This window comes from Kribbella sp. NPDC058245, assembly GCF_042882005.1.
GTDB lineage: Bacteria > Actinomycetota > Actinomycetes > Propionibacteriales > Kribbellaceae > Kribbella.
This window is the reverse complement of the sequence record NZ_JBHVWY010000001.1, coordinates 114,197-137,776: the sequence shown is the minus strand read 5'-3', so window position 1 is coordinate 137,776 and position 23,580 is coordinate 114,197. Positions and strand designations below refer to the sequence as shown.

The window sequence follows — 23,580 nt, the reverse complement described above, 5'->3', positions numbered from 1 at the left end:
CAGGGGAGAACAACATGACCGCCCAGAACCACACCCAGAACGACGAGTGTCGCGACCCAGCTGACCAGGCCGCGACCGAGACCGACCCGCTGGGTCCGATCAACCTGCCCGCCCGCATCCGGATCGGCGGCAGGGCGCTGGCGCTGTCCGGCTTCGTCGGACTGTCCACGCTTGCGATGGCCGTGGCATCGCCCATCTGCCAGACCACCACGATCGGCGACACCCACTAAGCGATCGCCAGCTGTCGCTGGAATCATCCGATCTGCACCAGGGGAGAACCATGACCGCCCAGAACCACGACCGCACCAACGACGAGTGTCGCGACCACGCTGACCAGGCCGCGACCGAGACCGACCCGCTGGGTCCGATCGCCCTGCCCACCCGCACCCGCATCGGCGCCAGGGCGCTGGCGCTGACCGGCTTGGTCGGACTGGCCGCAGCCGCCGTCGCCAACGGCGACCCGACCACCATCATCAACACCACCACGATCAGCTTCTACTGATCGCACCATCCAGCGAGCGTTTGAATCAGTGGGGTCGGCCGGACATTCCGTTCGGCCGACTTCGCCGATGCCGCTGCGGTATCAGGAATCGGTGATTACAGTGGCCACCATGCAGACCCGTTCGCCCAGGGTGGTCGGCAGGAACCCGGAGATCGACCAGCTCCTTCAGATGCTGGCAACGGCACGCGCCGGGCACGGGGGCGCCGTGTTCCTCGTCGGTGAGCCCGGAATCGGCAAGAGCCGCCTCGCGGCGCTCGCTACGGCTCGCGCCCTCGACGACGGCATGGCCGCGCTGCGCGGCCGGGTCGGCGCTCTGGGAACGAGCGTTGCCTTCCGCCCTTTCGCTGAGGCGCTACTGGCCTTGATCCGGCGTGGCGAGATGCCCGACCCGAACAGCCTCGGCCCGTACCGGCAGGTCCTCGGGCGGCTGATTCCCGAATGGGACGACGGGACCGCCCATGAAGCCACAGCCTCGCCGGTTGTTCTCGGTGAGGCTGTTCTGCGCCTGCTCTCCTTGGTCGGCCGTGGCCGCGGCTGTCTACTGGTTCTCGAAGACCTGCACGACGCGGACCCGGAGACGATGGCCGTCGTGGAGTATCTGCTCGACAACCTCGAGGACCAGCCGATCACCCTGGTCGCGACGATGCGACCGGATCACTGCCCGGCCACCGAACTGGCGCGGATCGCCGCCCAACGGGGTTCGGCAAACCTGCTCGAACTCCAGCCACTCCAGCCGGCCGAGGTCGTCGAGCTCGCGGCAGCCTGCCTCGAGGTGCCGGTCGACGGCTTGCCGCAAGAGCTGGGTGACCGCCTGTGGCAAGACAGCGCCGGCATCCCGTTCATCGTCGAGGAACTGCTGCAGGAGGCCAGCCGGTCCGGCCAGCTCCTGGCGAGGCCGGACGGCAGCCTCCAAGTGGTCGACGGACTGCGAACCAATGTGCCGGCCGCGGTGGTCCGCAGTATCACGAGCCGCACCGACCAACTGGGGAGCGAGTCTCGCGACATTCTCGTCCTGGCCGCCGTGATCGGGCACCGGTTTCCGCTCAGCGTCGTCCGCAAAGCCACCGGCACGGACGAACGGTTGCTGCTGGCAACCCTCCGGGCGGGCGTTGCGGCACAGCTGGTCGGGCCGGACGAACCGGTGCCGGACTGGTATGCGTTCTGCCATCCGCTGACCGCGGACGCGCTGCTGGCCGGCCTGACGCCGACCGAGCGCGCCGAACTGGCGCGGCGGTGTGCGGACGCGATCGAGGAACTGCATCCAGGCCTGCCCGGCGAGTGGTCGCCGATGGTGGCCGAGCTGGCCGAGACCGGCGGCGACCGGAGCCGAGCGGGCCAGTTGTTCGCGCAGACCGGCCGGCGATCTTTCGAGGAGGGATCCATCAGCTCCGCGGTGAAGCTCCTCGAGCGCGCGAACACACTGCTCGCCACGGATGCCGACCTCGAGCGGCGCGCCGAGGTGCTCGGGCTGCTGCTGGTGGCCTTGAGAACGGCCGGGCAGTTCGACGACCTGGTCCTGCACGCGGCTGCCGTCGATGACATGGCGGACCGCAATCTCGACCACTGCAAGGTAGCCAAGCTGCACGTGCACCTTGCCTTCGCCGAGCACACGGCCGGTCGCCAAGCGGCCGCGGAGACGCATCTGGCCGTGGCTCGGTCACTGCTCGGCAACGGCGCCGACCCGGCAGACACGGCACCGGTCGACATTCTGGCGGCGAATCTCGAACTGGACCGGACGAACCCCGGCCGCCTGCGCACTGCGACCGAACTGGCGACCAGGGCCGCCGCCGCCGCCGAGCAGGCCGATCTGCCAGAGGTGGCCTGCCAGGCCTACCAGATGCTCGGGATGCTGGCCCGCGAGCGGGATCTCGACGAGTCGATCGCCTACTTCCAGCGCGCTCGCCAGGTCGCCGAAGAGCACGGCATGGCCCTGCAGCGGGTGCTGGCGCACGTGTACGAGGGTGGCAGCATCTGTCTGGCCACCGGCAGTGTCGTCGAGGTGGAGCGGGCTCGCCAGCAGGCCTTGCGGATCGGCGCGATCGCGCTCGTCTACGAGGTCAACTGCGTCCTCGCTCTGCAGGCGGTCCTGCGCGGGGAGTACAGTCTCGCGGCCACGACCCTCGACGAGGGTTTCCAGGTGACTCGCCGCCTCCGGCTCAACGGCATCGCAACGTTCTTCCTGGCCTACAAGGGGATCCTCGCAGGCCATCGGGGCCTCCGGAACGCGATGGAGCAGACCTTCGACGAAGCAACCAGCCTGGCCCGCGAGAACACGCCGTACGAGTTGCCGGTCACCTACGGGCTCGGCCGGGCCTTCTGCGCGCTGCTGGAGGAGAACCGGGAGCTCGCGGAATCCGACCAGGCGCAGGCACTCGCCTACGACGCACAGAACCCGACCGCGTTCCACACCTCCGGTAAGAGCGGCCTTGCCCTGCTTCTCGGGGTGCTGGCCGGCCGGAACAGCTGGCCCCACTTCGAGCTGATCAACGCGACGGCCGCGGCCGGGATGCGCTGGAACAGGCAGTTTGTGCAGATGGCTCATGCGGTTCTGCTGGGCCGCGATGGGCAGGTCGCTGCTGCGAACGCGAAGATGACTGAGGCGATGGAGTCGGCGTCGCTTTATCCGATGGCCCGGCATCTGGGGATGCGATTGGTGGCTGAGCCTGCTCATGCTGACGGGTGGGGCGATCCGATCGGGTGGTTGCGGCAGGCTGAGGAGTACTTTCACGGGGCGAACATCCAGCCGGTGTCGAGTGCTTGCCGCAGCCTGCTCCGGCAACTCGGGGCGACGGTTTCACAGCGCCGTACCGGCAGTGATCAGGTGCCGGCGGATTTGCGGCGGTTGGGGATCACTACGCGTGAGTACGAGGTGTGCCGGCTGCTGGTCGATCGGATCGGGAACAAGTCGATCGCGTCGCGGTTGCACATCTCGCCGCGGACGGTGGAGAAGCACGTTGCGAGCCTGATGACCAAAACCCAACAGCCCGATCGGGAGGCGTTGAGCAGTTTCGCGCGCACCGTGCTGCAAGACTGACCCCCAGCAGGTAATTTATGAACGCTCGCTTTGTATATAGAGTGGGCGAGTGGCAGGCAAGGGGTCGGACATGAGCAAGGGAACGGTCGGCGGCGGCGGTACGACGATGCTGCGGCGGATCAACGTCGCCGCGGTGCTGGACGCGGTCCGCCGGTCCGCGCCCGCGCCGCTGCGCGTCGCTGAACTGGTCGAGCGGACCGGGCTGGCGAGGCCGACCGTCGCGCAGGCCGTCGACGAGCTGCTGGATGCGGGGTGGCTGCAGCAGCACGGGCCCGATTCCGCGGACCGCTCGCTGGGGCGACCGGCGATCCGGGTGTCGCTGCGGGGCCGCGCGGCGCCGGTTCTCGGGCTGGACGTCGGCCCGCACCGGGTGACCGTCGGCGTCTCCGACCTAGCCGGTCGCAAGCTTTCGCTGGTACGGCGTTCTGGTCCGGGCTGGACGGCTCAGGAGCTGCTCGGGGTCATCAGCGAGGTGATCACCGAGGCGCTCGCGGAGGCCGAGGTGCCGGCCGATGACATCGCTGCCGCCGTCGCAGCGAGCCCGGGCATCGTGGACGAGCACACCGGCCGGGTCCAGCTGGTCCCGAGTGTGCCGGGCTGGTCCGCGATCGACCTGACCAAGCACGTGCGCAGCCTGCTCGACTGCCCGGTCATCCTCGACAACGACGCGAACCTGGCCGCCTTGGCCATCGCGGCTGCCCGTGGCGGCACGGGCACACTGCTCGCGGTCCAGTGGGGTGAGCGGCTCGGTGCCGGCATCGTGATCGACGGGCGTCTGCACCGTGGCACGGGCGCGGCCGGTGAGATCGGCTTCATCGCGACCGCACCGGACGACGTGATCAACCCCGAGGACAGCCGAGGCCCGCTGGAGCGCGCGGTCGGCTCGGAGGCCATCGCCGCGCTGGGCCGCCAGGCTGCGCTGGATCACCCGGACTCCCGACTCGCTGAGCTCGGCGGTGACCAGCTCGATACTGCCGACGTCTTCGCCGCTGCGGCTGAGCGTGATCCGGTGGCTCAGGCCGTCGTGCAGCAGGTTGCCCGCGACTTCGCCCGCGCGCTGGCGCCCGCCGTACTGGTCCTGGACCCGACGGCTGTGGTGATCGGTGGCGGTGTGGCTCGGGCCGGTGCAGTCCTGCTGGATGCCATCTCCGACCAGTTGCGGCTGCTCACCCTGAACCACCCGAAGCTGGAGCTGTCCGCTCTGGCCGAGGACGCGGTCGTCACCGGCGCCATGCGGATGGCACTCGACGAGGTGTGGCAGCGCAAGCTCCCGACGCCGACCCTGACCAGCACCACCTAAGGTCGCAACGTCCGTACCGCCTCGGCAATTGCGTCGGGGCGGTCGATGTGGACGAGGTGCGCCGAATCCGGCAGCACCTCAACGGTTCCGGACAGGGCTGCAGCCAGCTCGCGTTGATCAGCCAACCAGGTGTCGGCACCCACACTCGAGCTGCCACCAGTTGCCACGAGCAACACAGTCGGTACGCCGCCGCCCGGCAGAAGCTTGCCGACATCAACCGCCGCGATCCAGCTGGCCGTGAGCTCGACCCAGAACCGTTGCCAGCAACGAGAATCGCCGTACAGCTTCCTGATCATTGTCTTAGGCAAGGGATCGTGATTGGTCACACTGCCGACCCGGATCATCGAGCGACGGACCAGCGGACCGAAGAGGCGCGGCAGACCGGTCCGGCCGAGGAAGCCCAGCGCCCTACGAACCACCCGCTCCGCCCCGGTCCCCGGATAGAGCCAACGCCGCCCGGTCTCCGACGGCAGCGTGGAGTCGACCAGGACCAGCCGGGCCACCTCCTGCGGCCGGGTCAGGGCCCAACGCAACGCCGCGAGCCCGCCGATCGAGTGCCCGATCAGACCGATCGCCACCTCGGCCGGTACGCCGGCAGCCTCCCGCAGTACGGCGGGATCGGCGTTCACCGCGGTCTGTGCCGGATCGATCACCCGCAGGTCGATCCCCGGCAGCAGGTCACGCAGCGACTCGAACTCCGCCGCGGTCTCGGCCATTCCGGGCAGCACGAGCCAGATGGTCATCGCTGAAACCTCGCTTCAGAGCGGGAAGTAGTACAGCGAGCAAAACACACACGAGCAAGATCGCCACGCGCTGCAGGACGCCCGGCGGGTGCAGGTCGTCGCCACTGATCACTTCCAGCCCGGTCTCGATGCCGAGCCAGGCGTTCGTCAGCGAGACGGCTGCGGCCAGTACGGCGACCGCCCGGCCCCGGCGACCGGCCCACCCGATCCGGCGCAGGACCAGGATGGCGAACAGCCCGATCGCGATGGTTCCGAGCCCGGCCAGCGTCGAGGTCACTTCGTGGATCACCAGCTCGGCACCGTCATGACCGTGCTTCTCCGCGATCCGGCACGCTGCACTGGCCGACGGCGCGCAGTCCATCGGGAAGAACGAGTCGGCCAACGTGCCGAGGCCGAAGAACGCCGTACTGATCATCAGACCCATGACATCGCGGTGCATCCGCGCTGCCGGCCGTGCGAGCACCGCGGCGACCAGCACCAGCACGCCCGCGCCCAGGTCCATTGCCCGCGCAGGCAGGCTGGTCGATTGATCCAACGCACCCAGCTCACTGAGGAACGAAGTGTGGATGTTCAGCGGGTAACCCGCGGCGGCTTCGAGGATCAGGCTGCAGTAGAGGACCCCGGCGGCGATCATGAGATTCCGGGTCAGTCGGTACGGGAATCCGGCGGGTACGGCGAACATGGAAGCAACTCTTCCACACCCGGCCACCCGCTGACTGCCTACTCAGGTATACCCCTGGAGTAGACCTAAGTCGACCGTCAGATGGCCCCGGGAGTGGGATGATCGCACCGTGCGGTCCGAACAGACGAAGGTGATTCCGGCGTGGCAGCACCGCGCTGCGGTGTGGGTCGGGCGCGTTGTCGTGCTCGCCTCGGTGTGGTCGTTCCTTGCGATTGTGTTGCATCTGTTCGCTCCGGCGTACGTGCGACGGGTCGACCAGGCCTTCGACTTCGTCGGCATTCCGGCCGGGCACACCTTCTTCCCGGCGGTGTACCTGGCGGTGGTCGGAAGCGCGCTGTTGCGCGGAAAACGGGCCGCGCTGCTCTGGGTGCTCTGGGTCTTCGAGGGGCTCTGGCTGCTCGGCCTGATCGCGTATGTGACGTTCAGCTCGGTGCTGCTGGCCAACCCGGAGTCCGACTGGGTCGACGACCTGGACCGGATCACGATCAAGGATCTCGAGTTCGGCATCCTGCAGGTCATCGTGGTGAGCGCGCTGATCGTGCTGCTGTGGAAGATCCGCGGCGCGTTCCCGGCCCGGCTGGCACCAGGTAGCCGGCGGCTCGCCATCGGCGCCCTGATCACCGGCATGCTGATCTCGGTCGCCGTCAGCGTCTCGCTGAGCCAGGTGTTCCCGAACACACTGACCGGCCAGCGGCAGAAGATCGGCTGGGCGATCGTGGCCGCGTTCGGCCAGCAGCACAGCAAGCTCAGCGGGCACAAAGGACATGCCTGGGTCGGACTGGTCGTCAGCGCGATCTCGGCCGCGTCGCTGGTGATCGCCTTCGCGATCTTCCTGCGGTCGGCCCGCCGGGTCCGCTACCTCACGCAGCCCGAGGAGCTCGGCGTACGGCGCTTGCTCCTCGAGAACGGCGAGCGCGACTCCCTCGGGTACTTCGCCACCCGCCGCGACAAGGCGGTCATCTTCTCCACGGCCGGCGACTCGGCGATCGCGTACCGCGTGGTCAACGGGGTCAGCCTGGCCAGCGGTGACCCGCTCGGCGATCCGACGGCCTGGCCCGGAGCGATCGAGGCCTGGACCGAAGAGGCCCGCCTGTACGGCTGGACGCCGGCGGTCCTGTCGGCCAGCGAAGAGGCAGCTCGCGCGTACGTCGATGCCGGGCTGCGCGCCCTCGCAATGGGCGACGAGGCGATCATCGACGTCGCCGACTTCAGTCTTGAGGGCCGTACGATGCGTCCGGTCCGGCAGGCGGTGACGCGAGCCCAGCGGGCCGGCTACCGCGCCGAGGTCGTCCGGCACGGCGACCTCTCCCCCGAGGCCCTCGCTCAGTACGTCGAGCTTGCCGAGAAGTGGCGTGGTGCACAGACCGAGCGCGGCTTCTCGATGGCGCTGGGCCGACTGGGTGACCCCGCCGACGCGCGTTGCGTGATGGTGATCGCCCGCGATGCCGACGGCGCCGTACGCGGGCTGCTGTCCTTCGTGCCGTGGGGTGTGCGTGGAGTCTCACTGGATCTGATGCGCCGCGACCCGGAGTCCGTGAACGGCCTGATGGAGTTCATGGTCACGTCGCTGGTGGAGGCGTGCGGTGACCTCGGCCTGCACCGGATCTCGCTGAACTTCGCGATGTTCCGGGAAATCTTCAGCGACGCCGAGCGGGTGGGCGCAGGCCCGGTCCTGCGGCTGACGAATGCACTGCTCACGGCCGCGTCGCGCTTCTGGCAACTGGAGAGTCTCTACCAGTCGAACGAGAAGTATCTGCCGCGCTGGTCACCACGCCTGGTCTGCTACGCCCGTGGCGCCTCGCTGGCTCAGGTGCTGCTGGCTGCTGGGACAGCCGAGGGTTTCCTGCCCGCGCCGCGGCCCTGGACCCGTGTCGACAGCGCGACTGCGGGGGAGCGGCATGCGATCCAGGCTGGCGACGGTGACCACTTCGCGGCGGCGGTCCACGAGCAGGAGGAGACGCTGCTGCGGCCGACCCTGCCGGAGCGCAAACTCACCGAGCAGGAACAGATCCGCCGTACCAAGCTGGTCGGGCTTGTTGCCGCCGGCATCGACCCGTACCCGGTCTCGGTCAAGCGGACCGAGACGATCGAGCGGATCCGCGAGCTGCACCAGAACCTGCCCGCCGACCACCACACCGGCCAGATCGTCTCGGTGACCGGCCGAGTACTGCGAATGCGGGACCACGGCCGCCTGTCGTTCGCCCAGTTGCAGGACGGGCTGGTCCAGCTGCAGGTCATGCTGTCCGCCGACGCCTGCAGCGAAGCCGCGCTGGATCACTGGCAGCGGCTCGTCGACATCGGCGATCACGTCAGCGTCACCGGCGAGGTCGTGACGAGCAAGCGCGGTGAGCTGTCGATCGCCGCCACCGAGTGGATGATGGCGGCCAAGTGCCTGCACCCGTTGCCGGACAAGCAGAAGGGGTTCACCGACCCCGAGGCGCGGGTCCGCCAGCGGCACATCGACCTGGTGATGAACCCGGACTCACTGCGGATGATGCGGCACCGCAGCGCCGCCGTACGGGCCCTGCGCAACGGGTTCGAGACGCGCGGGTTCATCGAGGTCGAGACGCCGATGCTGCAGGCGGTCCACGGTGGCGCGAACGCGCGGCCGTTCCAGACGCACATCAATGCCTACGACACCGATCTGTTCCTGCGGATCGCGCCGGAGCTGTTCCTGAAGCGGCTCAGCGTCGGCGGGCTCGGCAAGATCTACGAGCTGAACCGCAACTTCCGCAACGAGGGCGCGGACGCCACCCACAACCCGGAGTTCACGTCGGTCGAGGCCTATCAGCCGTATGCCGACTACCACGTGATGCGCGAGCTGACCCGGGAGCTGCTGATCGAGGCGGCGACCGCGGTCTTCGGCAAGCCGATCGTGAAGCGGCCGGACGGCGAGATCGACATCTCCGGTGACTGGCCGGTGATCACTGTGCACGATGCGGTGGCCCGGGCGGCCGGCGTACCGGTCTCTCCCGACACTTCTGTGGAGACGCTGCGGGAGCTGTGCAACCAGCACGGTGTGCACACGACGTTCGATCTTTCCGCTGGTGAGCTGGTTCTTGAGCTGTACGACGAGTTGGTCGAACCGCACACCACGTTGCCGACGTTCTACACCGACTTCCCGTTGGAGACCTCACCGCTGACCCGGACGCACCGCACCGAGCCCCGGCTCGCCGAGCGCTGGGACCTGGTCGCGTTCGGGGCAGAGATCGGTACGGCGTACTCGGAGCTTGTCGACCCGGTTGAGCAGCGGCGGCGGCTCACCGAGCAGTCGTTGAAGGCCGCGGCCGGTGATCCCGAGGCGATGTCACTGGACGAGGACTTCCTCAGCGCGCTCGAGTACGCGATGCCGCCGACCGGTGGACTCGGCATCGGCATCGACCGGGTGATGATGATGCTGACCGGCCAGAACATCCGTTCCACGCTCGCATTCCCGTTCGTCCGGCCCGCGCCGCGGGATTCTTAACGTTGTGCCGGGTCGTCCCTAGTTGGGTTGACCCGTAGCCTGGAGGAGGGCGCGGGGCTGGGGATACTGGGGCGGGGTGGATGAGGCAGGTTGCGGTAGTTGGGGCACTGCTGTGCGTGCTCGTGGGGTGTTCGGCGACACCGGTCGACGGTGCGGTATCGCCGACGCCGAGCGGAGGGACGGCGGCGGCCGCGTCCGTGACACCACGGGGACCGTTGGGTCAGGCGGCGTACCAAAGTGAGCTGACCAAGGCCGAGAAGTCGCTGGCGGTGAGCCTTCGGACGCTCTCGCGGGCGCAGACGGCCGAGGGGTTGGCCCAGGCGATGGGCGAGCTGTCGAAGGCGTTGAACGGTGCCTCCGGGCGATTGGCCGCGTTGACGGTCGAGGGGCGACTGTCCGCCGTACATCAGCTGTTGCAGGACCGGATCGGAGTGGCGGCGTACAAGCTGTCCGACTCGGAGCAGGCCGAGCTCGATGCGCGCTGCGGTGGGAGTGCATACACCTCGCAGAAGGTTCAGCGGCGGCTACGCACCGACCTCGCCCCGGCGTTGGCGGCGCTGACGAAGCTCAAGCTGAACTTCGGGAGCACGTTGCCGAACCCGGGCGCGGCTCCGAAGCCGGAGCGGCCCGAGAACGGCGAGACGCTGGTGCGTCATGGGGAGACCGGGATCGGACGGTTGTCGATCACGAACGGTACGTCGAAGGATGTCGCGATCTCGGTCGTCACCGACGGGAAGCCGCCGCGCGATCCGCACGTGATGACGTACATCCGGGCCGGCAAGGCAGCCGCGATCACCCGGATCGGCGGGGCGTACCACCTGTACTACAAGAGTGGCGCGGAGTGGAGTTCGGATCGGCGCCAGTTCGGGAGCGGGTGCTCGTTCCAGAAGTTCGACCAGGCGTTCGGGCCGGACAAGTCCTGGAAGATCAACCTGGAACCCACAGTCACCGGCAACGCCGCTACCAGCGAGGTCGAAGCTTATTAAAGCTATGTGACATCGACCATGTCACGATGACAGGACGCGGTAGTAGGTTCACGATGAGGTCATGAGCGCAACCGCAAGCGTCACCGTGGCCGGCGTCCCGGGCGTCGAGGTCGCCTACTACCGCAAGGGGTCAGGCGACCCGCTGGTGCTGCTGCACGGCATCGGTCACCACTGGCAGGCCTTCGCCCCGGTGCTCGACGAGCTCGCCGAGCACCACGACGTGATCGCGCTCGACTTCCCCGGCTTCGGCGAATCCCCCGACATCCCACTGGGTGTCCCGGACGAACTCGACAGCCTCGCCTACACCGTCGACGCCCTCTGCAAGGCCCTCGACATCGACCGGCCGCACATCGCCGGCAACTCCCTCGGCGGCCTGGTCTCGCTCCGCATGGGTCAGCTCGACCTGGTCCGCTCGGTCACCGCCCTCGCCCCGGCCGGCTTCTGGACACCCCGCGAGAACCGCTGGGCCATCGGCCTGCTCACCAACCTCCGCCGCGTCGCCCGCCGTACGCCGGATCCCACCGTCCAGCGCCTCTCCCGCACCCCCGCCGGCCGCCGCGTCCTCACCGGCACCATCTACCACCGCCCGGCCCTCCGCGACCCCGACGCCGTCGTCGCCGAGTCCCGCGCCCTCCGCGACTGCGTCGGCTTCGACCGCGTCGCCGCCCACGCCCGCGCCGGCGCCACCTTCGAAGGCGACGTCCCCAACCTCCCCGTCACCATCGCCTGGGGCACCCACGACCGCATCCTCCCCCCGGTCCAAGCCGCCCGCGCCCACCTCCAACTCCCCAGCGCCCGCATCATCCCGCTCCTCGACGCCGGCCACGTCCCCATGAACGACGCCCCCGCCCTAGTAGCCCAAACCATCCTCGAAACCACCCACCCCTGACCCCGCATCTCATGGGTGGACCCATCACGTTGTGGGTTCCCCACCCGCATGCGGGTCCAGAACCCACAAGCTCGTGGGTGAACCCATCAGATGGGGTTCGCTGGGTTGCCGCGTTACGTCCGAAAGATCGGAGGGCCCGTCTCCGGTTCTTCGGACGTTAGGTGGTCGGGTACGGCGGAGTCGGCCGGTCGCCGCTTGTCAGCGTCCGGTCCAGAGGAGGACCGGCATCAGGACAGTGTCGGTGAGCGGCGCCTGCACGTCAGCATTCGATCACGTTGACGGCCAGGCCGCCACGGGACGTTTCCTTGTACTTGATCTTCATGTCCGCGCCGGTTTCACGCATAGTTTTGATGACCTTGTCGAGCGTCACAACGTGGACGCCGTCGCCGTGCATCGCCATCCGGGCCGCGTTGATCGCCTTCACCGCGGCCATCGCGTTCCGCTCGATACACGGGATCTGCACCAGCCCGCCGACCGGGTCGCAGGTCAGGCCGAGGTTGTGCTCCATCGCGATCTCGGCCGCGTTCTCGACCTGTTCCGGCGTACCGCCGAGCAGCTCACACAGGCCGGCCGCAGCCATCGAGCACGCCGAACCGACCTCGCCCTGACAGCCGACCTCGGCCCCGGAGATCGACGCATTCTCCTTGTACAGAACGCCGATCGCCGCCGCCACCAGCAGGAACCGAACGCAACCGTCATCGGTCGCCCCCGGAATGAACCGCCGGTAGTAATGCAGTACGGCGGGAATGATGCCCGCGGCACCATTCGTCGGAGCCGTGACGATCCGCCCACCGGAAGCGTTCTGCTCGTTGACCGCGAGGGCGAACAGGTTGACCCAGTCCATCACCTTCAGCGGGTCGACCGACCACGGATCGCGGGTGAGCTTGTTGTGCAGCAGGTGCGCGCGCCGCGGCACCTTCAGACCGCCCGGCAACACGCCCTCGGTCTCGCAACCCTCCTGCACGCAGTCCTGCATCACCTGCCAGATCTTCAGCAGGCCGCCGTGGATCTCTTCCTCGGTCCGCCAGGCCTGCTCGTTGGCGAGCATCACCTCGCCGATCGACAGCCCCGACTCCCGGCAGCGGTCGAGCAACTCTGCACCGCTCAGGAAGGGGTACTTGAGCACGGTGCTGTCCGGCACGATCCGGTCGCCGGCCGCCGCGTTTTCGTCGACCACGAACCCACCGCCGACGGAGTAGTACGTGCGCTCCCGCAGTACGGCGCCGTCTGCACCGCGAGCCACGAAGCTCATCCCGTTCGGGTGGTACGGAAGGGCCTTCCGCCGGTGCATCACGAGGTCGGTGTTGTCGTCGTACACGATCTCGTGGACGCCGGCCAGCAACAGCCGGCCGCGCTCGCGGATCGTCTCGACGCGGGCGTCGACGGAGTGGGTGGCGACGGTCTCGGGATCTTCACCCTCGAGCCCGAGCAGCACCGCCTTGTTGCTGCCGTGGCCGTGCCCGGTCGCACCGAGCGACCCGAACAACTGGGACTCGACCCGGGCAGTCGCGGTCAGAAGACGCGCATCCTGCAGGCCGAGCACGAACGTGCGGGCGGCGCGCATCGGTCCCACGGTGTGTGAGCTCGACGGGCCGATCCCGATACTGAACAGGTCGAAGACGCTGATCGCCATACTGGAGGTCCCTTCCGGTCGTCGTTGACCGAGAGTGGTGTCCTCCCCGCTCTGTCAGGCTGCTGCCTTCCAGAGGTGCCTCGCCCGTACGGTGAAGGTGCCTGAGAGATTCTTGGGGAGAGTTGCTCCTACGGCGCCCAGGTCGAACGCAGCCTGGGTCTCTCCCGCACGGGTTCATGCGGCTGTTGAATTAGCTTCCGTCGAGGACGGTACGGCGGCCTTCGGGCCGGCGTCAATCCGGCCGGTGCGTAGGTCGGGAGCGGTGGTCTCACGACCTCTAGCCCAGATCTCGAAGAACCAGGTGAACAGCGGCGGAACACTGGCGGCCAGCGCGGCCAGCGTCACTGGCCACGACCAGCGCAGCGGCTTCCGCACGACCAGCACGGTGACGACGTACACGACGAAGACGCCGCCGTGGATCGGGCCGAACAGCTTCACGCCGGCCTCGTTGTCGGACAGCACGTACTTGAACAGCATGCCGATCAACAGACCGGTCCACGAGATCGCCTCGGCGATCGCCACCGTCCGGAACCACCGTGAGTGTGTCATCGCGCTCGACCCTAACAAGTCCCCCAAGCCGCAGCCGGGGTGGTCTGGGGGACTGTCCCCGATGTGGGGAGCAAGCGGTTGCCGAAGGATCGATCAGATGAGACTCAGATCGCTCGCGTGGGGTGTGATCCTCACCGTCACCGCTTCAAGCCTCGCCGTCCTGCCGGCATCGGCCGCTGTCCACTGGACCGACTGCAAGGTCGAAGGCAAGGAAGATCCGCTCGTCGTCAAAGGCTCGGAGTGCGCGACGTTGCAACTCCCCGTCGACTGGCGGGACCCGAACGGACCAACCTTGGGCCTCGCGATCGCCCGCCGTACGGCGAAGAAGGACCGCGTCGGCGCACTCGTCTTCGGACCGGGCGGCCCGGGTGACTCCGGCGTCGACCGGATCAAGACCGGGATCAGCCGCTTCAGCCCGGACCTGCAGGACCGCTTCGACATCGTCAGCTTCGACCCGCGCGGGATCGCGCGCAGCAACCCGGTCAAGTGCACCGCCAGCCTGTACGCCGCGATGCCGTCACCGCTCGTCCCCGACCAAGCAGGCTTCGACGCGCTGATCGACTACAACCGCCGCCTCGCCGCCGACTGCCGCGCCCACACCGGCCCGCTCTACGACCACGTCGACACCTGGCAGACCGTGCGCGACGTGGACGCGATCCGCCGTGCTCTCGGCGAATCCCGCATCACGTTCCATGGCAGCTCCTACGGCACCCCGCTCGGAGCGCAGTACGCCGAGACCCACCCGCAGCACGTGCGCGCGATGGTCCTGGAGAGCGTCCTCGACCACAGCCTCGCGACACCACGCCAGTTCCTCGACCCGCAGGCCGCGTCGGTCCAGGACTCGTTCGACGAGTTCGTGAAGTGGTGCGATCAGACGACGACCTGCGCGCTGCACGGTCAGGACGTCCGCGCCCGCTGGAAAGAGCTCAGAACCCAAGCAGCCAACCCGTTCAACGCATCCTTCGTGGTCTTCCGCCAGCTCTACGGCCCGCAGTGGAACACCCTGGCGACCATCCTGAAGTCGGGCGTCATCCCCACCCAGCCGCCGCCAACCACCGAGCTCGTCGCCAACACGCTCGTCCCGTTCTGCCAGGACTGGAATCTGCAGGTCCGCACCTACCGCGACTACAAAGCTCTCCTAGACCGACTCGCCCGCAACAACCCGGACATGCCGTACCCGGGTCAGTTCATGGCGATCTCACTCTGTCTAGGCGCGCCGAAAGCCAACAATCCCCAGCACCGCCTGGACGTTCACAACCTCAAGACCCCAGTCCTGCTGGCGAATGCGATCCACGACCCGGCAACGGCGTACACGATGGCCCAGAGCGTGCAGCGCCAGCTCGGCCGCAACGGCGTACTGCTCACCTACGAAGGCTGGGGCCACGGCAGCTACTACAAGGGCACCTGCATGACCTCGACGGTCGACAACTACCTCATCAACCTCGCAGTACCAAGACCCGGTACGACGTGCGCCGCCGTACCGCCGACCGGCTGACCCCCGCCAACGTCCGAAGCAACGCAGTACGTAGTCGGCGTGTTTTCGGACGTTAGCGCAGTGACCTCATTAGCGTCCGAAGGAATGCAGTACGTGGACCGCGTGTCTTTCGGACGCTACGGATCAGACTGCTACGCCGGTGACCTCGAGGACTCGGTAGAGGCGGTCGCCGCGGACTACCCGGCTCGTCAGAGTGGCGAGCTGGGCGCAGGCGGCCTCAAGTGCTTGGGCGTGGGTGCGGCAGTGGTCGACGTACCAGAACGGGTCGTCGGGCTGCGGATCATCCGCGTCGTCGATGTCGGCGTACCAGTGCGCCTGGCCGTAATGGACGACCCTCACTCGCAGATTCATGGCCACTCCCCCGTGGATCTCCCCTGATCCGGGTTCCGAATCCGGCCGGCGCGTGACCGCGGCCCCCCACTGTCACGCGCCGGGCCGAGTTCGACCCTCCCCGACGACTACATCGTGGCGCCGCCGGGATTCGTTACTGCAGGTGACCGGTAATTTTCGGTGATCGGACGATTACTATCTGTTGAGGTGCTTCCGGGTCCACTTCTCGAGGCCGTCGGTGTCGATCGGGAGGGCCTCGGTGAGGATTTCCAGCCGGTCAGAGTGCACCACGACGTTGTCCTCGATCCGGATACCGATCCCGCGCAGTTCGGGCGGCACGGTCTCGTCGTTCGGGTGGAAGTAGAGCCCAGGCTCGACCGCGAGCGCCATCCCGGCCTCGATCTCGCCGGCGAAGTACGTCTCCGGGCGAGCCGCGTCGCAGTCGTGGACGTCGAGGCCGATGTAGTGGCCGGTCCCGCAGACGATGAAGCGGCGGTGCTGCTGACCGTCCGGCCCGAGCAGCTCGTCGACCGACGCGTCGAGCAGGCCCCAGTCGCGCAGGCCCTCGGCGAGCACGACCATCGCCTCATGCTGGAAGGCCCGGTACGGCGCTCCTGCCTTCACTGCACCAAGTGCCGCGAGCTGCGCCTTGTGCACCAGGTCGTGAACCTGCCGCTGAGCCGCGGTGTACTCGCCGGTGGCCGGGAATGTCCGCGTCACGTCAGCCGTGTAGAGGGTGCGGGTCTCGACACCCGCGTCGAGCAGGATCACGTCGCCCTCGTTCACAGCGCCGTCGTTGCGAACCCAGTGCAGCACCGGCGCATGCTTGCCCGCAGCAACGATCGACGCGTAGCCGACGCCGTTACCGGCCGTCCGTGCGCGACGGTCGAAGGTGCCTTGCAGCCACCGCTCGCCCCCACCGCGGATCGCCTCGGGCAGTTCGCGCGCCACATCCTCGAACGCGAGCACGCTGGCCGCGACAGCCTCGCGCAGCTGGTCGAGCTCCCAGTCGTCCTTGATCCGGCGCAGCTCGGCAATCGTCTGCCGCAGCTCGTTACCGTCGTACGGCGCGGTCCGCACCAGCGCGTCGAGCATCGGATCGACGCCGGGGATGGACAGCATGAACGGAACCGCGCCACGCACCGCGGACGGCAGCTCCTCGATCGGGCGGCAGGCGATCTGCAGCGCGTCCGACCAGTCCTTGAGGCCCGGTACCGGGCCGATCCACAGCTCACCGTCGCGCGCGTTCGCGAAGAAGTCGGCCTCCTCCGGCCCGGCCGCCTCCCGCAGGTACAGGGTGGCGTCACCGTTGGCCGACAGCACCAGTACGGCGCCCTCGGCCTGGCAACCGGTCAGCCAGACGAAGTCGCTGTCGGCGCGGAAGTCGTAGTCGGTGTCGTTGGAACGCACCGGCGCATGCCCGGCCCCGATCGCGATCCGCCGGCCCGGCAGAGCCGCGGTGAGCTTGCGCCGATGCGCGGCGGCGGCCTCGGCCAGCCCGTCCGGCACGCTGACGGAACGGTCCACCGCGCCCCAGCCCCGCGCGATCGACTCGCGGAAACCTTTGGCGTCGATAGGGCGGTAGGACTTGGGCGTCTGGTCGGTCCGCTCGTCGGTCATGGATCCATCAACTCAGGTCGTGCTGGGGGCGCGCAACCCCTTATGGATCAGCGGGCGCGGAAGGCTTCGAGGATGGCGATTTCCGACTCGACCAGGTACTGATTCAGCGCGGCCGCGGCGTCGTCGTACTGGCGGGCCTCGAGGAGCTCGAAAAGCGCGCGGTTCCGGGCGATATAGGGCTCGTGCAGCTCGCGCGGCGTCGCGATCACGTGAAAGAGGAGCCGCAGCTCCGCGAGGAGACGGCCGGTCATCGCGTCCATCCGGGCGCTGTCGGCCAGCCCGATCAGATGCTGATGGAAGCGCATGTTCGCCGTACCGACGGCCGGCCAGCGATCCGCCAGGGCCGCAGCCTCAGCCGCCTCGACGTCGTCCTGCAGCGGTTCGAGCCGAGCCGCGGGCAGCTCGGGGTCACGCTCGGCGAGACCGCGGACGACGTCCACCTCGAGCACGCGGCGCAGCCGGTAGAGGTCGACCACGTCCGCCTCGTCGAGCTCCGGGACGAAGACTCCGCGGTGCAGTTTGTAGATCAGCAGGCCCTCGTGGGTGAGCAGCCGGAACGCCTCGCGCAGCGTGTTCCGGCTGACCTCCAGGACCTCGGTCAGTTCGACCTCGGACAACTGGGCACCGGGCGGGAGCGCACCCTCGGTGATACTGCGCCGCAGGATGTCGGCGGCACGCTCGGCGGAGCTGCTGCGGTCGAGCCGCGCGACATCCGCGGCGACCGTCCGCAACCACGCCTGCCGGTTGCCGTCTGCCTCACCGCTACTCATGGCCGCATCATCGCTCACCACAGGTGATCAGGGAAAGTAGAACCATCCTCTTGCAGGATTGTTGAACAATCTCTAGTCTCGTTCTACCGGCCGAGGAGGACAAGGATGGACCTCAACGCAGACCTGGGCGAGGGCTTCGGCTCCTGGCCGATGGGTGACGACAGTGCGCTGCTCGACGTCGTCACGAGTGCCAACGTCGCCTGCGGCTTCCACGCCGGCGACCCGTCGATCATGCGCCGGGTGACCGGCCAGGCGGTCGAGCGCGGCGTCGCCATCGGCGCCCACGTCGGGTACGCCGACAAGGCCGGGTTCGGCCGCCGCTTCGTCGACATCGAACCGGATGCGCTGCGCGACGAGATCGTCTACCAACTCGGCGCTCTCGACGCGTTCGCCCGGATCGCCGGGGATCGCGTTCGCTACGTGAAGCCGCACGGCGCGCTCTACAACACGATCGGCCACCACGAGGCCCAGGCGGCAGCCGTCGTCGGCGCAGTCGCGGACTACGACCGCACGCTCCCGGTGCTCGGCCTCCCCGGCTCAGCGTGGTTGCGACTTGCCGCCGAGGCAGGCCTCACCGTGATCCACGAAGCCTTCGCCGATCGCGCCTACACACCCGAGGGCACGCTGGTCTCCCGCCGCGAAGCCGGCTCAGTGCTGCACGACGCCGACGAGATCGCAGCCCGCTGTACGGCGATGGCCACCGGCCGGCCGATCACCGACAGCGCGGGTGGTGAGCTGACTGTGGACGCCGCCTCGATCTGCGTGCACGGTGATACGCCGGGGGCGGTCGACATCGCCCGCCGGGTTCGCGCCGCGCTGGAGGATGCCGGCGTCACGCTGAGCCCGTTCGGCCGCTGATGCGGATCCTGCCCGCGGGCGACTCCGCGTTGCTGGTGGAGCTCGATGATCTCGACGAGGTGCTCGGCTACTACACGGCACTGCTCGCCGATCGGCCGGTTGATGCGGTCGACATCGTTCCGGCCGCTCGAACCGTACTCGTGACAACTCTTGGCAGCCTGGATGTCCTGCATCGCCATCTGCTTGGCGTGCAGCCCTTGACCACGGCTCGGAGCGCGGGCGATCTCTTGGAGGTCCCGGTCTGGTACGACGGCGAGGACCTGCGCGACGTCGCCGAGTTGCTCGACTGCAGCCCGGCTGAGGTCGTCGAGCGTCATACCGGTGAAGAGTGGACCGTGGCGTTCTGCGGGTTCGCTCCCGGTTTCGGCTACCTGACCGGTACGTCGGACTGGAACATCCCGCGCCGTTCGTCACCCCGCACCAAGGTCCCGGTCGGCGCGGTCGGCCTGGCCGGCGAGTTCAGCGGGGTCTACCCGCGGGAGTCGCCCGGCGGCTGGCAGCTGATCGGACGGACCGAGCTGAAGATCTTCGACCAGCAACGTGATCCCGCGGCCCTGTTCCATCCCGGCCGCCGGGTCCGCTTCGTCGACGCGGGCCGCGGATGATCCCGTCCAGTGTCACCGTGTTGGAAACGGGGCCCTTGGCAACGATTCAGGACGTGGGCCGGATCGGTCAGGGCGCCCTCGGTGTCCCCACCTCGGGCGCGTGCGACCCCACGTCGTACGCGCTATCCAACCGGTTGGTTGGAAACCATCCCGGCGCGGCCGCCCTCGAGATCACCTTCGGCGGCCTGGTCCTGCATGCCGACGTCGACCTCACGATCGCCATCACCGGCGCCCCGTGTACCGGCGTACCGCTGAATGCACCGACTGTGTTGCGCGCCGGGGAGGTCCTGCGTTTCGGCCCGCCACGCAGCGGATTGCGCACGTACATCGCGGTTCGCGGCGGCATCGACGTACCGGCGGTTCTCGGTTCTCGCTCGACCGACCTGCTCTCCGGCCTCGGCCCGGCACCCCTCCAAGCCGGTACGACGTTGCCGGTCGGCCGCACGTGTGGACCGATGCCGGGCGTCGACCTGGCCGCGGTCGCGGACCCCGCGGCCGGCACCGTGTCCGTCCGCATCACCCCGGGCCCACGCCGCGACTGGTTCACCGATGCCGGCTGGTCGTCGTTCCTCGGACAGACCTACGAGGTCAGCAGCAACAGCAACCGCGTCGGCGTCCGCCTCGACGGCACCCCGCTGGAGCGCGCCCGCGACGGGGAGCTCTCCAGCGAAGGCATGGCCCTCGGCGCGATCCAGATCCCGCCCTCCGGCCTCCCCGTCGTCTTCCTCGCCGATCACCCCGTCACCGGCGGCTACCCCGTGATCGCCTACGTGGCGGCGGCGTCCCTACCGGCGTGCGCCCAACTCCGCCCCGGCCAAGGAATCCGCTTCACCAGTTGATCCCCGCCCCGGCCATCACAGGTGGCCGGAGACAAGAAGTGACGGGCGGAGACCTGTGGCAGCAGGTCTCCAGCGCCCGCGTCCTGTCTCCGGCCGCATCTGGTGGCGCGGGTCAGTTCGGGCTCGTCAGCTGGGGTAGACCGCGATCTCGTCGACGAAGATCCAGTCGGCCGCGTTGCCCTGTGAGTACTTCTCGTACTCGACCTGCACGTACCGCGCTTTCGTCTGCACGGGGAACCGGAACCACTGCGCCGACGAGACACTCGTGGCGGCGATCTCGGTCACGCTGTCCAGGGTCTCACCGGCCGAGATCCGCACCTTGTCCGGCGAGTACTTGGTCACCCCGTCGAAGTTGTCGTGCACCTCGATCCGCCCGAGCTGCTGCACCGACCCCAGGTCCACGGTCACCTTCCGCCAGCCCGTCGTACCGACTCCGAAGTTGTAGCCGTAGCTGAAGGTGTCATCGTGGTGCCCGGCGATCACGCCGTCCGTCGACTCCTTGTTCCCGGTGTCGGGGTAGTTCGCGTGCGGCGGGTTGTCCTTCGTGTACGACGCGCCTGCGGCGAGGTTGGCCGGGCCGATGGCGCCGTACGCCTCGATCTCGTCGACCAGCATCACCGACGCATCGGCCGTGAACGTCTTGTTCAGGGTCACCCGGACATAGCGCGCGGTGGTCGGCGGGAAGTCGAACTGGTACCAGATCTTCGACTGGTCGTTCGGCGTCCCGGGCAGGAATCCCTTCTGCTGCCAGGTCACGTTGTCGGTGCTCGTCGCGATCGTCACCCGGTCCGGCCGGTACGCCGGGTACTCCTCGTACGCATGCAGCCGAACCTCGTCGATGGACTTCGCCGACCCAAGGTCGAACTGGATGGTCGCAGTCCCTTGCCCGGCCCCGAAGCCGTAGGTCCGACCGTCGTCGTGCGCGTCCGCCAGGACTCCGTCGGTCGACTCGAATCCACTGTCCGGCTTGTCGTTCGGCGCCGGATTAACCGAGTAGCTGCGACCGCCGAGCAGGTTCTGCTTCGCCAGCGGGCTGCCAGCAACCTCGAGGCTGTTCAGCCCGGACACTCCACTGCTGAACTCGACCCGGACATACCGCGCCTTCCCGTTGATCCCGGCGAAGGCTCCACCACCACCGCTGTACGCCGTACTCCACCGAGCGCCGTCGTACGAGACCTTCACGTCATAGCTGCCTGCTGCGGTGCCCGACCAGTTCAGCTGGAGCCCATCGAGCTGCACCTGCCGACCGAAGTCGACCTGCAACCACTGCGCACCCGTACCGCTCGGCTGCCAACTGGTCGTGTTGTCACCGTCGACCGCCTTCGCAGCCTCGTGGCCGGCGGTGACACTCGACGCGGTCGCGGTGGTGTTCCTCGCCAGGTCCGGAGCGATCGGCTTGCCGGCGGCGGCGTCCAGCGCGAGCCGCCGGATCCGCGCCTGGTAGCCGGTGTCAGGGCTGTACTTGTCCGCGCGCTGGGTCAACGCGGTCGCCAGATCCCTTGCCAGCTTGGGATTCGTCGTGCCGAGGATGTTCAGGACTTCATAGTCCTCGATCCCGTCCCGCAGCGACTCGTACCGGATCGACGACTGGATCGTGTTGTTGTCCTTGTCCGGCCAGACGATGTAGTGATCGCCCTTCGACTCCACGTCGTCAAGGTTGGCCAGCCAGCCGTTCATCGAGTAGTGCAGATAGCCGTTGGCACCGCGAGAGTAGGCGTACCACGGCGTCAGTCGCTGGTTGAACTGCGGCTGGTCGATGAAACGGTTGAGGTAGTTGCCGACCGGGATGTTGCAGTTGTAGAGGTAGAGATCTTTGCCCTGGGCCCGCAATGCGTCGTACGCGGCCTGGTTCTGGTCGTAGTTGAGCAGGTTCGGGATGACGACCGACATCTCCTTCGAGACGCTCGCCGCCACCGGCTCGTGGAAGGCGGCGTCACCGACCCGGACGGTCGGCCACTTCGTCCGCATCCGGGCCAGGATCCCGCGCCAGGCCGTCTCCTCCTGACCGCCGCCGATCCCCGGCTCGTCGCCGACGTGCATCCAGTACTCGAGTCCCTCGGTCCAGCCCTTGGCGTCCAGGTGCTTGTGCAGCTCGGGAATGAACTGGTCGATGAAGTTCTTCGCCTTCGCCGAGTCCCAGTTCACGTAGTTCCGGCTGCCCTTGCCGCCGGTTCCGTCGACGATCTCGACCTCGCGAATGCCGTCGGCCGGCCGGCCCCAGTTGTCGGTGTCGGCCGACACCCAGAAGCCCTCCAGCCGCTTCACCACGCCACGGTCGACCATGAACTGGACGACCTGGTCGATCTTGCTCCAGTCGAAGCTGTAGACGCCGGTGCCGCTGCTGTTGTTGGTGACGGTCGTGTTCCCGTCGAGCAGCATGTTGACCAGCGGGAGGGTCAGCGTGTTCGTCCGGTGCCGCTTCATCTGCACCGCGACCTTCTCCATCAGATCCCAGTACTGCGGCGTGTACCGCTCGTACTGGTAGGTCTGCTCGATCGTCCTGCCGTCGGGTTTCCAGGAGATCTCACCGAAGAACGTGTTCCACAACGTGGTCTCGAACGTCTGGTCCTTCGGGTCCGGCAGCGTGATTCCCCGGACATCGACCGAGATCGGCACCTCGAGCGGACCGGCGTTCGTGGCCACTGTCGCCGTACCGGTGTAGACCCCGGCCGCCGTTCCCTTCGGCACCGCGGCGGTCACCCAGATCGACAACGACGTCCGCGGGCCGACGCTCGCCGTACGGGCGTTCGACAACGGGTCCGGGAAGTCGCCGGGCGCCTTGCGCACCACCGGATAGATCGGCTGGTTGCCGCCGAACACGGTGTTGGCATTCAGATGCTTGTAGGTCACGAAGTTGTACGACAAGTTGCTGGCGGCAATCGCCTTGCCGGTGCTGGTGAGCGCCGAGAACGACACTCCGTCGACCGTCACAGTGGACGACGAGCGGAGCACGATCTGCGCGCTCTCCTCCTCGTTGGCCGCGGCGTCCAGGGCGATCGCGCGGCCGGATTCCTTGCTGGGCAAGGAGTCCTGGAACACACTGGCGCTCGACGGTTCGGTCCAGTAGTCGATTCCAGGCGCGACCTGAACGGACTGCCGCTGCGTGGGCGGCGGCGTACCGGCTTGTGCGTTCGGAGCAAACGCCACAGCAGCCACCACGGCGGCGATGACGAGACGGCGGACTGACGGCATGACACGTCCTCTCGGAGCGGCGGCGGGGCGGCCACCTGATGCCGTCAACGATCTCCGTGCTCCGCCGAATTGGTCCAGCAACTCGGC

At 68.2% G+C, this 23,580-nt stretch carries 19 protein-coding genes and 1 riboswitch; of the genes, 11 read left to right on the top strand and 8 right to left on the bottom strand.

Annotated features, from left to right (window positions below):
• Positions 1-14 precede the first annotated feature (14 nt).
• The 4 genes from ACFVWG_RS00680 (at position 15) to ACFVWG_RS00665 (ending at position 4,836) form a co-directional block, all read left to right on the top strand.
• Positions 15-230, top strand: coding sequence for a hypothetical protein (locus ACFVWG_RS00680; RefSeq protein ID WP_391541005.1), 216 nt, complete (start codon positions 15-17; stop codon positions 228-230).
• 50 nt (positions 231-280) lie between these two features.
• The gene (locus ACFVWG_RS00675; protein WP_391541004.1) at positions 281-502 is read left to right on the top strand and encodes a hypothetical protein; all 222 of its coding nucleotides are present in this window, start codon (positions 281-283) and stop codon (positions 500-502) included.
• A gap of 109 nt (positions 503-611) precedes the next feature.
• Positions 612-3,536 carry an AAA family ATPase gene (locus tag ACFVWG_RS00670; protein ID WP_391541003.1) on the top strand — a complete coding sequence of 975 codons (2,925 nt, stop codon included), beginning with the start codon at positions 612-614 and terminating at the stop codon, positions 3,534-3,536.
• Between the two features lie 70 nt (positions 3,537-3,606).
• Entirely contained in the window at positions 3,607-4,836 is a 1,230-nt protein-coding gene (locus ACFVWG_RS00665; protein ID WP_391541002.1) for an ROK family protein, read from the top strand.
• Here the strand turns inward: ACFVWG_RS00665 and ACFVWG_RS00660 are convergent.
• On the bottom strand, positions 4,833-5,579 hold the full coding sequence (locus ACFVWG_RS00660) for an alpha/beta fold hydrolase (protein WP_391541001.1): 747 nt from the start codon (positions 5,577-5,579) through the stop codon (positions 4,833-4,835). The genes ACFVWG_RS00665 and ACFVWG_RS00660 overlap by 4 nt on opposite strands.
• Positions 5,515-6,261 carry a DUF998 domain-containing protein gene (locus ACFVWG_RS00655; RefSeq protein WP_391541000.1) on the bottom strand — a complete coding sequence of 249 codons (747 nt, stop codon included), beginning with the start codon at positions 6,259-6,261 and terminating at the stop codon, positions 5,515-5,517. The genes ACFVWG_RS00660 and ACFVWG_RS00655 overlap by 65 nt, the downstream gene beginning before the upstream one ends.
• A 109-nt stretch (positions 6,262-6,370) precedes the next feature.
• Between ACFVWG_RS00655 and lysX the strand changes: the two genes are divergently transcribed.
• The 3 genes from lysX (at position 6,371) to ACFVWG_RS00640 (ending at position 11,602) form a co-directional block, all read left to right on the top strand.
• Positions 6,371-9,727 carry a bifunctional lysylphosphatidylglycerol synthetase/lysine--tRNA ligase LysX gene (lysX, locus tag ACFVWG_RS00650; RefSeq protein ID WP_391540999.1) on the top strand — a complete coding sequence of 1,119 codons (3,357 nt, stop codon included), beginning with the start codon at positions 6,371-6,373 and terminating at the stop codon, positions 9,725-9,727.
• Between the two features lie 80 nt (positions 9,728-9,807).
• Positions 9,808-10,713, top strand: coding sequence for a hypothetical protein (locus ACFVWG_RS00645; RefSeq protein WP_391540998.1), 906 nt, complete (start codon positions 9,808-9,810; stop codon positions 10,711-10,713).
• A 61-nt stretch (positions 10,714-10,774) separates the two neighbouring features.
• Positions 10,775-11,602 (top strand): alpha/beta fold hydrolase, encoded by an 828-nt coding sequence (locus ACFVWG_RS00640; protein ID WP_391540997.1) that lies wholly within the window; start codon positions 10,775-10,777, stop codon positions 11,600-11,602.
• A gap of 259 nt (positions 11,603-11,861) precedes the next feature.
• Here ACFVWG_RS00640 and ACFVWG_RS00635 read toward each other — a convergent pair whose 3' ends face one another.
• A complete protein-coding gene (locus tag ACFVWG_RS00635; protein WP_391540996.1) occupies positions 11,862-13,235 on the bottom strand; it encodes an L-serine ammonia-lyase in 1,374 nt (457 codons plus the stop codon).
• 79 nt (positions 13,236-13,314) lie between these two features.
• Positions 13,315-13,412, bottom strand: a riboswitch (glycine riboswitch).
• Positions 13,410-13,784, bottom strand: a complete 375-nt coding sequence (locus ACFVWG_RS00630; RefSeq protein WP_391540995.1) for a DUF3817 domain-containing protein — start codon at positions 13,782-13,784, stop codon at positions 13,410-13,412. It overlaps the preceding riboswitch by 3 nt.
• A gap of 97 nt (positions 13,785-13,881) precedes the next feature.
• Between ACFVWG_RS00630 and ACFVWG_RS00625 the strand changes: the two genes are divergently transcribed.
• On the top strand, positions 13,882-15,279 hold the full coding sequence (locus ACFVWG_RS00625) for an alpha/beta fold hydrolase (RefSeq protein WP_391540994.1): 1,398 nt from the start codon (positions 13,882-13,884) through the stop codon (positions 15,277-15,279).
• A gap of 123 nt (positions 15,280-15,402) precedes the next feature.
• On the opposite strand, the gene ACFVWG_RS00620 is transcribed toward ACFVWG_RS00625, so the two are convergent.
• From ACFVWG_RS00620 to ACFVWG_RS00610, 3 genes are all read right to left on the bottom strand, one after another.
• Positions 15,403-15,630, bottom strand: coding sequence for a hypothetical protein (locus ACFVWG_RS00620; RefSeq protein ID WP_391540993.1), 228 nt, complete (start codon positions 15,628-15,630; stop codon positions 15,403-15,405).
• A 174-nt stretch (positions 15,631-15,804) separates the two neighbouring features.
• On the bottom strand, positions 15,805-17,229 hold the full coding sequence (locus ACFVWG_RS00615) for an aminopeptidase P family protein (protein ID WP_391540992.1): 1,425 nt from the start codon (positions 17,227-17,229) through the stop codon (positions 15,805-15,807).
• 47 nt (positions 17,230-17,276) lie between these two features.
• Positions 17,277-17,999, bottom strand: a complete 723-nt coding sequence (locus ACFVWG_RS00610) for a GntR family transcriptional regulator (protein WP_391540991.1) — start codon at positions 17,997-17,999, stop codon at positions 17,277-17,279.
• A 105-nt stretch (positions 18,000-18,104) separates the two neighbouring features.
• Here ACFVWG_RS00610 and ACFVWG_RS00605 point away from each other — a divergent pair, with 105 nt between their 5' ends.
• The 3 genes from ACFVWG_RS00605 to ACFVWG_RS00595 are packed head-to-tail and all read left to right on the top strand — an operon-like array spanning position 18,105 to position 20,301.
• Positions 18,105-18,857 (top strand): LamB/YcsF family protein, encoded by a 753-nt coding sequence (locus ACFVWG_RS00605; protein WP_391540990.1) that lies wholly within the window; start codon positions 18,105-18,107, stop codon positions 18,855-18,857.
• The gene (locus tag ACFVWG_RS00600; RefSeq protein ID WP_391540989.1) at positions 18,857-19,462 is read left to right on the top strand and encodes an allophanate hydrolase subunit 1; all 606 of its coding nucleotides are present in this window, start codon (positions 18,857-18,859) and stop codon (positions 19,460-19,462) included. Before ACFVWG_RS00605 ends, ACFVWG_RS00600 begins: the two co-directional genes overlap by 1 nt.
• The gene (locus ACFVWG_RS00595) at positions 19,459-20,301 is read left to right on the top strand and encodes a biotin-dependent carboxyltransferase family protein (protein ID WP_391540988.1); all 843 of its coding nucleotides are present in this window, start codon (positions 19,459-19,461) and stop codon (positions 20,299-20,301) included. Before ACFVWG_RS00600 ends, ACFVWG_RS00595 begins: the two co-directional genes overlap by 4 nt.
• A gap of 126 nt (positions 20,302-20,427) precedes the next feature.
• On the opposite strand, the gene ACFVWG_RS00590 is transcribed toward ACFVWG_RS00595, so the two are convergent.
• Positions 20,428-23,493 carry a glycoside hydrolase domain-containing protein gene (locus tag ACFVWG_RS00590; protein ID WP_391540987.1) on the bottom strand — a complete coding sequence of 1,022 codons (3,066 nt, stop codon included), beginning with the start codon at positions 23,491-23,493 and terminating at the stop codon, positions 20,428-20,430.
• Positions 23,494-23,580: the final 87 nt, after the last annotated feature.